The organism is Roseivirga sp. BDSF3-8, assembly GCF_041449215.1.
Taxonomy (GTDB): domain Bacteria; phylum Bacteroidota; class Bacteroidia; order Cytophagales; family Cyclobacteriaceae; genus JBGNFV01.
The window spans coordinates 129,513-142,344 of record NZ_JBGNFV010000002.1 but is presented as its reverse complement, the minus strand read 5'-3'; the positions used below and the strand labels follow the sequence as shown (position 1 = coordinate 142,344).

The following is a 12,832-nucleotide window of genomic DNA, read 5'->3' as shown; positions in this document are numbered from 1 at the left end:
GTAATCCGCTCATATTGTCGTGCATTAGTGTACCGGTGTCTCCTATTTGCGTACTGGTTTTATTGTGCAATAATATCCGGTGACAGTACCATGGGAGCTATGATGAAAGGGAGGCCGTTTTTACGGCTGTGGGTGAAGGTATGGGTGTGTATGCTCTGCCTGCTGGGCATATTCGGACAGGCCGCTGCCCAGTCCGCCGTGCAGGCCAGCCTGCAAATCTTTCCGCCCAACAGCGTCTACCTGAGCCACTACGGCCAGCCCGGCAGCCTGCAGGTGCAGCTCCTGCTGCGCGACCTTAGTGAGGCCAGCTACCCGGTGCAGCTCCGCTGGACCATCGAAGGCCCCGGCATACGGCTCAGCACGCGACAGGGCTACCAGGGCAATGTCATCACCCTGCAGGGTGGCATGCCCCGCCTGCTCTCCGCCCCCGAGCTGGCTAGTGGCCTCTCACCCGAGGCACTAGACTTCAGCGGCTACGACCGCAGTCGCTTCCTCCAAAGTGGCGGCCAGCTCCCAGAAGGCTTCTACCGCTTCACGGTACAGGCCTACGACTTCAGAAGGCCGGATGTACCTCTTTCTGCTCCCGCTACCGCCACCGCCTGGCTTGTCCTTGCCGACCCGCCCCTGCTCAACCTGCCCGCCTGCCACAGCCAGGTCACCTGCCCACCCGGCCAGCCTTTGCTCTTCCAGTGGACCCCTATGCACCGGGGCAGCGGTCTTAGCGGCATCGCCTACGAATTCACCCTGGTAGAAGTGCGCGGGGGCCTGCAGCCCGAAGAAGCGATGCGCAGCCTGCCTCCTCTCTACCAGACCGTCACCCGCCAGACCAGCCTCACCTACGGCCTCGAGCTACCGCCCCTGCAGGAAGGCCTTACCTACGCCTGGCGCGTGCAGGCACAGCTAAATGACCAATCCGGCTTTGTACTAACCGGTTCTCCCGAAGAGACCTTCAAAAACCAGGGCTACAGCCGGGTCTGCGCCTTCGTACCTGGCACCCCCGTAGCCGACCTGCCTCCCCTCAGCGACCTCAGCGCCGAGGCCCTCAGCCACGTCCACGCCAGGTTCTCCTTTGCCGGCTACCACAGAGACAACCGGCGTCGCCAGGCCACCACCTACCGGCTGCAGTACCGCCCTACCCACCAGCCCGACTGGCCCTGGCACAGCGTCGATATCACCGACACGGTCTTCATCGCCCGGGAGCTGGCTCCCGGCACCCCCTACGAAGTAAAGGCCGGCGTGGTGCGCAACGGCATCGCCAGCCAATGGAGCCCGGTCACCGCCTTTACCACCCAGACCCCACCTGAGCAGGCCTGCTATGATGATGAAGGCCCCCTGCCCGAAATCACCAACCGGGAGCCCCTGCCCAATGCCCTTGTCGGTGACCAGATCGCTGTAGGCAAGTTCACCATGCGCCTGCAGGAAGTCCGCGGTGGCGACGGTGTGTTCAGCGGAAGAGGCACCATCTACGTCCCCTGGATGGGCCTTACCCTTCCTGTACAGTTCGACCGCATCGCCATCAATACCGACTACCGGATGACCGACGGGCTCGTCCATGCCCTCAGCAAGCCCCTCGATGAGTGGCGGGAAGGCATAGAAGAATTTTGGGAAGACCGGCAGCAACTGGCCGATACCACCATCACCGTCTCCGGCTACCTTGAAGCCGTCACCCTGAAAGAACCGGCCGAAGGCAATAACGAAGCGACCACCGACTCACGCACCTACGTTGTCACCCTCGCCAGCGGTGAGACCCTCGAGATCCAGCAGCCCGCCGGCCAGAGCGTAGCCGTGACTGACAGCCAGGGCCGTACCATCGTGATCGATGAGGAAGGCCGCATAGGCCCCATCATCGAGCCCGACGCCCAGGCTACCGCCCTGGCCGAAGGAGAAAGCATCAGCCAGCCCGTCTACTTCACCGCCTTCGAAGGCCAGCACTACGGCTTCGATACCCAACTGCATGACGCCTACGCTGAGCACTACGAAAGCCTGCCCCTTAGTGAAGGAACAGATACCTATCCCATCGCCTGGAAGGCCCTGGCCACCGGGCAGACCGACAGAGTCACCCTACAGGGTGATACAACTAATCTTAAGCTCTACACAGAAACAGGCCAGCCCGTACCCATCCTCGAAAAGACCGATGATGAGCACTACACCCTGCTACTCACCGGCCAGGGCGATAAAGAAGAAGGCTACCTGCAGGCCATACGCACCAATGCTGAAGACAGCACTGAGAGCCTCAGTGGGAAACTCAATACGGTAAGCTACGCCCCCGAGCACTTCACCCTGAAGGTAGTGCCCGTCAACGGGGCCGGCTACATGAAGCCCCGCCGTGGAGCAGACATCTTAAAAGCCCTGAAAGCCACCTATGGCCCCGCCGTAGTCAACTGGACCGTCACTTACGAGAAAGCCTTTACCGCCGACTACGACACCGATGGAGACGGCGCCCTGGACGACGGGAATACCGGCATGCTCTCCAACTACACCCCTGAGATGAGAAAGCTCATCAGGCGCTATGAGCAGGCGCATAAGACAGCAGAAGGCACCTACTACCTCTTCCTGGTCCACACCCCCAAAAGCGCCATAGACGAAGACGGAACGCACAACGCCAGGGCCGGCTTTATGCCCTACAAGCGCCAGTTCGGCTTCATCTTCACCTCCCGCATCGGTAACCCCGACCACTTCGACAAGACCATCGCCCACGAGCTCGGCCACGGCGCCTTCCGGCTCCCGCACACCTTCGTGGAGGCTCCCGCCCTGGAGGAGTGGGCCACCAAAAACCTGATGGACTACACCTTTTTCGGTACCGAGCTGCACAAACACCAGTGGGACCTCATCCACAACCCCCGACCCGTATGGGGGCTACTGACCGGGGATGAGGAGGTTTCTGCCTACAGTAAAGTCAGGGAAGAATATGTAATTGAGCTTATCAATAGTTACTACTGTGCGAGAGATAATGGCGAAAGAGCCTTTCTCTTTTACCACTACGAAGATCCGGCAAAATTCTGGGCAGCTCCTTTCAAATGGTTTTCAGGTGTTGCCGATAAAAGTCTGCTGGAAGGCATAAGTATTGAAGACATCCAACTTCCCAATACAGCCTATGGCCTGCAATACTTTGACCGCTCTTCTATAGAATACTTCCATGTAGACAGGCAGGAAAGACATAGTGTTGCCGAAAAAGGAAACGTATATACAGCCCCCCGTTATGGCGTCAGGTTTACCAGCCCCGGGGGAGGGGCTATCGAGATTGATACCGAAAATAAGGAGCAGGCTGAAAAACTCATCCAGGTATTTGAAAGAACCAATACTTCCTACAGTAACTACATAAAAGGCAAAGTAGATGCGATCAAAAAGCTACTCGCAGAACAAGATGAAGACGAGGTCTTCACCATACTGAGCTCATCTCCTGTCTGCGTTTACGAGGAATTTGCTGCTGCCACCAGGGTCGAACTCATCAATTTACTTTTAGGTGAGGCTAATACAGACATCACCCAGGAGACCATGCTGGTAAAGTTGCTGGAAAGTGTATCGGATGTCGAGACCTTTGTGCCACTTTTTGAGAAAGATGTGGACCAAGTCGCTATGCTTAGGGCCATAGATGATTCCGACACGCGTATGGGGCTGTTACGAGCCATTATTAGGATTGCCGATCTATATCACTCACCTGGCAAAGTCGCTTTTATATTCTCCAGCCAGGATGAATCATTTTCCAATCACTGGCAGGTATCAGAGTTGGGAAGCCATCTGCACTTTGAGCTTATTTCGAGCTTATCTCTCAATAGCCCTGGACCAACGCATACCCTCACGCTGGATACCCTTAACCTGAGGCCATTTGAAATGGTAGGGCTTAGGATAAACCATAGTCATAAAGATGTAGGCTTATCAAAGGGCACCGTGCTGGAAAGCGTTCCTGCTTTACTGGCAGCATTTATCATTAACAAGCAAGAGCAGGAAGCACAGGAAACAGTCATGTCTCTGGCCCTGGATATTACCCTGCTGTCCGTGGGCATAGGTGAAATCTCAGCGGCCTACCGGGCCTATCAAAGTTCCAGAACCTTGCGAGCCCTATTTAGGCTTACGCTGGCCGTAGGTGATAATCTGGCAGCATTCACCGATATCGCTTGTCAGTCCACTGACACCGAATTATGCGAGAAATGGAAAGAAGTGAGCTTTTACATCCAGATAGGCCTGTTGTCCGTGTCTGCCGCTGACGGCATTGAAAGTTTGATAAGGAGGACCAGGGAGGTGGCTGATAATCCATTGGCCCTCTACAGGCACCTTGATGGTATTAAAAATCAGTCCTTAAGAAACAAAATAGTATCATCTGGTTTCGATGAAGCTACTCTCAGCAGGCTCGACGATCTCCTTTCAGATGCCAATATTTTAGCTACATTTGAAAGTAATCCGGGATTGGTTGAGGCTTGGAAGGTGTTAAAAGAATCCAATCTAGGTGACAATATCACAAGAGATGTTACAGCTCTAACGAAGGCCAGAAGATATATGGACAATGGGTTGACCATTGAGCCAGGTAGTGTTGTGAAGCAAGCAGATGATACAGTCATAGGCAGATTGGATAATAAAGATGTTTATAATCCTGGTGAACTTAAAGTTGTGGGCGAGTATTCAGGAAGGCATTTTGATCCTGATGATGCAGGAGGAGCGATTCAAAAGCTTGATTGGAGAAGCGCTACCATTTCCGAAAATGGAATAAATGATGTTGAAAAACATTTAAGTAGGTTTCCTGGCTCCCCAGAAAATAAAGGTATGATAGAGCGTCTCAAAAAAATAGAAAGAGGTGAAATAGAGGCCACAGATTATGACAAGAGATTTTACACCCACGAGTTAATCGAGTATCAGAGGTATAAAAATAAAGATATCCTTGATGGTGAAGACCCAGCAGGGGTATGGGATAATACGCACACGGCAAGTTTAGAAGATTATCAAATTGATGAAAGAGTAACATCAATTTATCATCCGTCAGTAGAGCAATAATGAATATTCCTGAAAGGCACCTAAAATCTGTACTAAGCTATTTAGTTACTCTTGATCAAAAGCTCTCGATCTATCAGTTTGAAATGATAGTAAATAACCGATTTAGATTGATGAAAGCGAGACATTTACCAGGAGAATATTATAGAATATTATTAGATAACAACTTCATTAGCTTATGTGACCCTGAAAAGAAGCAACGAGAGGCATTTAAGGTAACCGAATTGGGGAAGAATTACGTCTCTTCTGAGTTGCAAGAGCAGCAGAAGGTTTTGTACAATCTTAAACTATGCTTAGGTACTCTTAGGTTAGAGAATATAGAGATAACTCCTCCATTTATGAGGTTCAACTTCGAGGAAAGAGTCTTCAAGGTTTTAGTATTATTAGATGGTAGTGATGGTAGGTTACAAGTTTCATTGCCTAATGATTCACCAGAGGCAGTCGAGTACTTGGAATTCCCAATGAATGAAATTTTGGGCAATCCTGAGATTTTCAAAAGTAGAATAGAAGCACAAATCAATAGTTTAAAAACTTAATAGTAAAGGCTTCACAAATGTGGTTCTTCTGGAACTTGAAAACGTAATACAGACTCTGAATATCGCATGTTAAATGATTTAGCTAAAAGATTAGGAGGAGAAGAAAGACAGGTGAAGAAAATGGCATAGGTTCATTGAAAATAGTACCTAAAAACCATGGATTGCTCAAATAGGCAAAGGATTGACATAATATTGTCAGTCCACTGCCACCGAAATATGCGAGAAATGGAAAGAAGTAAGCTTTTACATCCAGATAGGCCTGCTGTCCGCTTCTGCCGCTGACGGCATTGAGAGTTTGATAAGGAGGACCAGGGAGGTAAAACATCGACAATTAGTTCAAAAGCTTATTGAAGATAGTAATCCAAAATTTCCATTAAGCGAAAAAAATGCCAATATGATTTTTAATGACTTGAAGCCGGAAAAATATGATATATTGAATATTGCGGGAACAGGAGGTGCTGGTGCTGATGTGGTTTTTGTTGACAAACAAGGAAAACTTTTTAAAATAGAAGTCAAATCTATTGGAGGGGGCTTTAATAGCTTTAATAGAGAATTAAGTTATGCGGCACAAAATCAAGCAAGTGGCAATCTGATTTTCATACAAGTTAGGTCAGCTATAGATGCTGGAAACTGGTTGGGTAAATTTAGAGGAAGTAGAAAGTCCTTACTTCAAAGCAATGAACCATCTGATATAGCTAAAGTTAATTTATATCGAAATACTGAAGTAATCATATTAAATGAATTAGGTGAAATTATTGAAAAGAGGCAAAAAATTTTCATGAACTAATGGGCGTATATTACTATTGTTATTCTCCAATTACTACAATTTTTCTTCCTTTGGGTAAGAAAATTGGAGATAGTAAAGGTCAGAAATATAGTGGTCCTATAATCTGGTACAACGGTCAAAAATTTCAACTGAATGCTGATCAAGTTGAAATTTTAATAAAAAAATTCAATGAAAAGTATGAGGATTCGATGATTCTCCCCGATCATGAATTATTTGAAAGTGGGAAATACCTTACAGAAAAGGTAACAGGAATAGAAATTGGTGGTGATCTTACTAATGATTTGTCAATAATTGATTGCTTTCCTCATATATATGAAGAGGATCATATAAATAATATGATAAAAGTTTAAAACAATAATATTTTTCGAATGAATAATAAGTACTAACGCTCATCGCTTGTCAGTCCACTGCCACCGAATTATGCGAGAAATGGAAAGAAGTGAGCTTTTACATCCAGATAGGCCTGCTGTCCGGGTCTGCTGCTGACGGCATTGAGAGTTTGATAAGGAGGACCAGGGAGGTGGCTGAAGGTCAATTTAAATTACTAGATATAAAAAGATCATCAGGTAAACTAATATGTAAATTCTATAAAGGGAACTACTTAGAAATAATAAGCAAAAGAAAGATTTTTGGTGGGAATATAATTTATTTAGACCCGACCAAAACAACTACTATAACAGGAAATTTAGATCAGGTGGGAATAGTCAAACAACGTGGTTTGGCTTTGCCAGGTCTTACATCAAGGGGTCCAAACCCAAGAGCTATAAATAGCCTATTCTCTCCAAAATGGGGTTTAATTCAGCAAAAGTATATTTCTCTACTTAATGCCGGGCAGGAGACAGCTTATTGGAAAAAAGTTACAGATGAATTTTGGGAAGATGTGAATAAGCCATGGCTTGAGGGGGCTATTAGAAGAAATGATAATATTCGATTAGTATCTAACCCGAATGATGATTTAGCTGTTTATGTAACTAAAAGGGGGACCAATGAATTTGTTCTGGATTTATCCGGAAATAAAATTAAGTCTATATTTGGTAGAGAAGTGGACTTGTTGCGATCTGAAGGTTATATAATTGATGAAAGTGGACTTGCTTTAAAATAATGGAATATTACCCAGAAAGATTTCTTACTGAAGAACTAATACATAGTGCATTATTGGAAAATAATATGGTTGATCTATCCAATTTGGAAGACGACCTACCTGATGGGATTATCATTGAATTTCCAAATGGGTATTTGTATTTTTCAGAATATGGTGAAGGAGATATTACTTGTTTTGTTAGTAAAAATTTAAGTTCAATAGATGAAGTGACGCTTCCATCTTTAATTAATAGCATTCATCCACAAACCGTTTTATCGGATGAGTATCCTGTGAAAATGAATATTCCCTTTGCTTCAAAGGAAAAGGTGACCAATCAGATAAAAAACTACTTATTTATTGCTAATAAGTTCATCTTATCCTATTTAATTGGTGACGAGAGTTGGCCATCCTTAGTTAAATAATATTTTCATTAATAGAATATGGATTGCTCAAATAGGCAAAGGGTAACACTCCCCATTTATTAGACCACCAGTTGGTTAGTCTTAGTTGAATTAGGCAGCCAGTTTGAACAACTCGGCAGGTTTTATTCTGCCAATACCCTGATGCCTTCTTTTATTGTTATACTTTTGGATAAACCTGTCGATACCCTTGTATAAGGTAAGTCCGTCATCTGCTAGATATAAGTATACATGTTTATGCTTTAGTGTCCTGAAGAACCGCTCAATAAAGGCATTATCGGTTGCCCTGCCCTTTCCATCCATACTTATCCTTATACGCCACTCTTTCAAGCTTTCTACCCAGTGTGAACAGGTGTATTGGCTACCCTGATCTGAGTTAATAATTTCTGGCTTACCATATTTTTCTATACAGGATGCTAGCAAAGTCGTCTGGGTTTTTTTGTCCAGGCTGTTGGATAATTGCCAGCCTACTATATAGCGGCTATACACATCGATTATCGCTGTCAGATACATAAACCCCTTTGCCATGGGAATATAAGTGATGTCAATAGCCCAAACATGGTTCCTTCTGTTCACAGTCAGGTTTTTCAGCAAATATGGATAGACATACTTTGCCTGACCCAACTTGCTTAAATTACGCTTCGGATAGATGGGTTCTACACCCATTTTGCGCAACAGCCGACGGATACGTTTGACATTAAATAAACAGACCACGCTCACGTAGCTCATCCTGCATACCGATAACACCCAGAGTAGTATCTTCGGTAAACAATCGATCCATGGTTTCCATTAAGTCCAGATTCTCTATAGACTCGCCCACAGGCTTATAGTAAAAGCTGCTACGGGGGATATTTAAAACCTCACTCTGTTTGCGAATACTGAGGTGATGACTGGGATCAACCAGAGCCAATCGCTGTTTTAAAGGCCGGTTTTCTTCAAGGGGGCGGCCCCCCGCCTTTTTTTTAGAAAGTCATTCTCAACCTGTAATTGTCCGATCTGCTGATAAGAGCTGGTCCACATTAATCTGTGGCTCCTCTTTTGAGCTTTTCTCCCCAAAAGCTTTATCGGCATTTTCCTGAAACTCACGTTTCCACAACGAGATCTGATTGGGATGAACTTCAAAACGCTGAGCTAACTCAGATAAGGTCTGTTGCTCTTTAAGGGCTTCTATAGCCACTTTTGCCTTAAAGGCAGGTGAAAATTTTCTCCTACTTCTTTTCATTACTATCAGTTAAAGGTAACTAAAAATTATCATCTTAACTGATGGTCCCAATTTTGGGGAGTATTACAATCTGTTGACCCCGAACGCCATACCCACACCGGCTTTTACCTCGACATACCCTATGCGGATAAAGAAGGCACCGCCATTCGCCTGTGGGCTTACACCTTTCAGGAGTTTGAAAAGCTGCTCCACAGGATAGGGTTTCACATTCCCCCTATCGCTCATCCATATTACCTGGACATCTACAAGCAAGCAATAACCAATGCGGATGGCGACTGTGACAAGCTTGATGTCATCTACGAAACCATTCCCCCCTTTGTCGCCTCCGAATTACCGGATGAAAGCTTGTATCAGGCATTAATCTCTTTATCAGGCTGTATAATGGACGACGGCCTCTATGTAAACGGCACCAATGAAGAGATAGCCGTCATAAACATTCTTAAGGCCTATAGTGACAAGCAGTCCCTCTACCAGACCCTGTATGACCACCCCGGCCTGGTCCATGATCTTTATGCCGGCCTGGATGGCGAAGACCTCAGCACCTTCGTCAACATCCTTTGGGAGCTAACCAATCGCTTTGGCCCTGGTCAGACTGAGCACTTTATCCGCTTAGGCGAAGTGCCTGCGGAGGTTTATGAAGTGACACCCGGTTATAGAGGGAAGCAATATATTTTGGTTGATGGCACCCGCTTTAACAATAAAAACAACCTGAGTCTGCACTATTGTATCGGGCGTCGCAACTTTGGGCTCTCTGCTCAATCGGCTAAAGACTTACCCGGCATCGCCGATGTAAACCCCCTCGACCTGGTGAAACTGCATACCGGTAGCCAGGAAGAAGTACTACTGGTTCCCGCCCTGTTCGTCTACTACCATGGCACCCAAAGCAACCGGGAGCACCTGATGGACGTGATCAGCACCGGGTCTAACCTGTTGGGCCTTGGCGCTGCTTCTAAAATACTGCTCACCCGCGGGGCGCCAGCCCTTTTACGTATGCTCGCCGTCATAGAGATAGGAAAGCTGGCCCTGGACGAAGCGATGGAGCGGCCTGACATTCAGCAGGCCATTCGAGATGAAGGAGGCGATTGGTTTGTGGATAATTACTACTGGATCAGTATCACCGTAGACCTGACCGTTTTCAGTGCGGATGTGCTGACTGATTTAGTGACGAATGGCCGTAAGGCCAGCAAGGCCCTGCGCGCGCAGGGAGAGTCCCAGGCCGCGGATAGGCTGGATGAGGTCATCGAACAGGCTGAAGAGGCGAAGAGAGTGAGAGGGGAATCCATGACTCCTGAGGCCCTTTTTGCTGGCTACCCGCACCTGAACGGCATTCGTAGCCAAAAGCTGATAGCTAAAATCAAAGGTCTGAACCTTGATGGCACGACCTTGTCTAAACTGGACGAAACCCTTTCAGATGCCAGCCTTTTGGCTAAATTTGAAGCCGAACCGGGGTTGGTCAACGCTTGGAAGGCTGTCGGGAAACATGCTGATTTAAGGACGAATACCAAGTTTTTAGAGAATATATCTGGTTACAGTGATGACCTACTCAAGCGGTTGGATGATGATTTGCTGAACCCGAAATGGGCAGATGAATTAAAGACACTGTTTAAAGAAAGTCCGGACGATGTAACCAATGTCTGGAAGCAGTTGAAAGATGACCCTTCTTATGCCTGGGAGATTAGTAAGACAGGAGATGCTAGGTGGCAGAAGTGGAGCCAGCGAGAATTTTTTAAGGATGTTACTGCTTTAGGAAAAAAATTTGAAGCTGAAACAGTACTGAATGCCCTTAAAAACAGGACTTCTCAGTGGTATGGTTCATTGAAAAACAAAGTTTCAACAGACTTTGGAAAGAATCTGGATGATTACGATATGTTCTCCCAAGTTCAGCTGAAATATGATGGAGATAAATATTTTGTAGCGGATCAGGTTTTTGTGAAGTATGACGATTTTGGAGACATAGAAGACATTATTGTGATCGAAAATAAATTACCCCCACCAAAGGAGGGGGTTTTCAATGGTTATTACCCCCAAAGGGGGATAGTCAGTTATCGAATAGCGGGATATCTATATCCCCATCCTCTTTCTTATCTTCCTTCTCCTGATACTTAACATACCGCTTTATCTTTTCTTCATCTATGCCTACCGTACTTACAAAATAGCCTCGTGACCAAAAATGATTGCCCCAATAGGGTTTTCTGCGAAGACTCTTGAAGTTCTTAAACATCATGATCGCTGTCTTACCCTTGAGAATACCCATGAAGTCTGATACACTAAGTTTCGGAGGTATACTACATACCAAATGAACGTGATCTGGCTGAATGTTCAACTCTTCTACCTTGACCTCCTTCCATTCACATATCGTCTTTATCTTATTCTCCAACGTATCTGCAACAATATCACGAAGTATACGGTGGCGGTACTTCGGGGTCCATACTACATGATAGACACAATAGTAAAAGCTATGCGATAGCTTACGATACTTGCTCATTCCACAATATACCCCTACTGGCATAGCCCTCAAACATGACCACCGTCTAAGACGGTGGTTTTAATTCGATTAATAAATTGAAGTCATCGACCAATTTTACTACACCTCAAAGTAATGCTTTATCAAAGTCTAGTTATGGGGTGAGAAATGTTAGTAAACAGTCAGAGTTTGGATCTGGAGAAATATTAGAACAAACTGATGAGCTGAATTTTGATGGAGAAATCAAGTGGTACAAGGTGTATGACTCAGATAGTGGAGATGTAATTTCTGGAATTGATAAGCTTTAATCTATGGTATATTTAAAAAAGGATTTTTTAAATCATATTAACAGTGTTAAACCAGAAGGCTTTCGCATTTTAGATGGACATGCAATTTTTCAAAAAAAAGAATCAAATAGGGAGCTACAAATTCATTTAGCTACACGAGAATATTTTCCACATGGGGCATACATTTTTGGATCAATGGGAAATATAATTTTTGAAGAAGTAGAAAAAGAGCTTATACCATTATACCGAGCAGAAAGGGTTAAAAACTCTACTAATTACACAATTAAAAACAGTTTGGTAAATATTGAAGGTATTGACTACAAGCTGTTAGATCAAGAGATTAATAACGATAGCACCTTTGCCAAAATATCAGGAGAACTTCAAAAGCTGATTGCCGCAGCTTTGGCTTTCTTCGACCAATATAACACCATAGAAGAAGTTGCCAATCTATTGGCGGACAAAGAGCCAAAAGAAATAGTGCCATTTATACAAGGTGCTATTTTACTCCCTAAGGCCATTTTGATATTGAAACTTGCCGGTCATCCCAAATTTCAAGAGAAAAGAGATGAGTTTTATGAGTTGATAAAAAAACAAGCGGCTAAAAAAGAACAAGCGCAGGCTCATCTTAAGGTTTTTGAAAAACTCTTTATCAAATGAGATTCTGCACAAATCTATATTTCATTCTTGTATTTCTTGGCTTGTTTCTACCGACAGTACAGGCTGAACGAGTATACGTTTCTAATCTTGACTTTTTATCTATCGGTCAAGTTAGGCAACAGTAGATGCTGAAGAAGCTGACTGGCTTGAATTACATCATTTAAAAGACGATAAGTCTGAACGTATTGATTTTTCTAATAAAGAATGCATTGAAAGTTGCGCTAATAAATTCTCTGAAAGTTTCTGCTTTTATCTTTCGAGTGATTTGCTCAATCTTATTTCGGTATCTAAATCACTAATACAAAAATTAGAGATTAATCAATTTCGAAAAGGATCAGCCATCTGGAAAAATGTGGGTAAAAAAAGATGTGTTTGTAGGTCATCCAGACTTGGTTG

At 45.1% G+C, this 12,832-nt stretch carries 14 protein-coding genes; 9 read left to right on the top strand and 5 right to left on the bottom strand.

Annotated features, from left to right (window positions below; translation table 11 throughout):
* Positions 1 to 99: 99 nt before the first annotated feature.
* From AB9P05_RS24370 to AB9P05_RS24345, 6 genes are all read left to right on the top strand, one after another.
* Entirely contained in the window at positions 100 to 4,986 is a 4,887-nt protein-coding gene (locus AB9P05_RS24370; protein WP_371911513.1) for a fibronectin type III domain-containing protein, read from the top strand.
* 110 nt (positions 4,987 to 5,096) lie between these two features.
* The gene (locus tag AB9P05_RS24365) at positions 5,097 to 5,519 is read left to right on the top strand and encodes a hypothetical protein (RefSeq protein ID WP_371911512.1); all 423 of its coding nucleotides are present in this window, start codon (positions 5,097 to 5,099) and stop codon (positions 5,517 to 5,519) included.
* Between the two features lie 394 nt (positions 5,520 to 5,913).
* The gene (locus AB9P05_RS24360; protein ID WP_371911511.1) at positions 5,914 to 6,306 is read left to right on the top strand and encodes a hypothetical protein; all 393 of its coding nucleotides are present in this window, start codon (positions 5,914 to 5,916) and stop codon (positions 6,304 to 6,306) included.
* The gene (locus AB9P05_RS24355) at positions 6,306 to 6,656 is read left to right on the top strand and encodes a hypothetical protein (RefSeq protein WP_371911510.1); all 351 of its coding nucleotides are present in this window, start codon (positions 6,306 to 6,308) and stop codon (positions 6,654 to 6,656) included. Before AB9P05_RS24360 ends, AB9P05_RS24355 begins: the two co-directional genes overlap by 1 nt.
* Before the next feature lie 170 nt (positions 6,657 to 6,826).
* On the top strand, positions 6,827 to 7,408 hold the full coding sequence (locus AB9P05_RS24350; protein WP_371911509.1) for a hypothetical protein: 582 nt from the start codon (positions 6,827 to 6,829) through the stop codon (positions 7,406 to 7,408).
* On the top strand, positions 7,408 to 7,809 hold the full coding sequence (locus AB9P05_RS24345) for a hypothetical protein (protein ID WP_371911508.1): 402 nt from the start codon (positions 7,408 to 7,410) through the stop codon (positions 7,807 to 7,809). The genes AB9P05_RS24350 and AB9P05_RS24345 overlap by 1 nt, the downstream gene beginning before the upstream one ends.
* A gap of 90 nt (positions 7,810 to 7,899) precedes the next feature.
* Here the strand turns inward: AB9P05_RS24345 and AB9P05_RS24340 are convergent, their stop codons facing one another.
* From AB9P05_RS24340 to AB9P05_RS24325, 4 genes are all read right to left on the bottom strand, one after another.
* Complete coding sequence (locus AB9P05_RS24340; RefSeq protein ID WP_371911507.1) at positions 7,900 to 8,472, bottom strand: IS3 family transposase; 573 nt, start codon at positions 8,470 to 8,472, stop codon at positions 7,900 to 7,902.
* A 31-nt stretch (positions 8,473 to 8,503) separates the two neighbouring features.
* Positions 8,504 to 8,716, bottom strand: a complete 213-nt coding sequence (locus AB9P05_RS24335; RefSeq protein WP_371911506.1) for a hypothetical protein — start codon at positions 8,714 to 8,716, stop codon at positions 8,504 to 8,506.
* Between the two features lie 66 nt (positions 8,717 to 8,782).
* On the bottom strand, positions 8,783 to 9,028 hold the full coding sequence (locus AB9P05_RS24330) for a transposase (protein WP_371911505.1): 246 nt from the start codon (positions 9,026 to 9,028) through the stop codon (positions 8,783 to 8,785).
* 63 nt (positions 9,029 to 9,091) lie between these two features.
* Entirely contained in the window at positions 9,092 to 9,280 is a 189-nt protein-coding gene (locus AB9P05_RS24325; RefSeq protein WP_371911504.1) for a hypothetical protein, read from the bottom strand.
* Between the two features lie 129 nt (positions 9,281 to 9,409).
* Here AB9P05_RS24325 and AB9P05_RS24320 point away from each other — a divergent pair, with 129 nt between their 5' ends.
* Complete coding sequence (locus tag AB9P05_RS24320; protein ID WP_371911503.1) at positions 9,410 to 11,134, top strand: hypothetical protein; 1,725 nt, start codon at positions 9,410 to 9,412, stop codon at positions 11,132 to 11,134.
* Here the strand turns inward: AB9P05_RS24320 and tnpA are convergent.
* The gene (gene tnpA / locus AB9P05_RS24315) at positions 11,067 to 11,513 is read right to left on the bottom strand and encodes an IS200/IS605 family transposase (RefSeq protein ID WP_371906921.1); all 447 of its coding nucleotides are present in this window, start codon (positions 11,511 to 11,513) and stop codon (positions 11,067 to 11,069) included. The two genes, AB9P05_RS24320 and tnpA, sit on opposite strands and share 68 nt — an antisense overlap.
* Before the next feature lie 77 nt (positions 11,514 to 11,590).
* Between tnpA and AB9P05_RS24310 the strand changes: the two genes are divergently transcribed.
* The gene (locus AB9P05_RS24310) at positions 11,591 to 11,800 is read left to right on the top strand and encodes a hypothetical protein (protein WP_371911502.1); all 210 of its coding nucleotides are present in this window, start codon (positions 11,591 to 11,593) and stop codon (positions 11,798 to 11,800) included.
* 3 nt (positions 11,801 to 11,803) lie between these two features.
* Positions 11,804 to 12,436 carry a hypothetical protein gene (locus AB9P05_RS24305; protein ID WP_371911501.1) on the top strand — a complete coding sequence of 211 codons (633 nt, stop codon included), beginning with the start codon at positions 11,804 to 11,806 and terminating at the stop codon, positions 12,434 to 12,436.
* Positions 12,437 to 12,832: the final 396 nt, after the last annotated feature.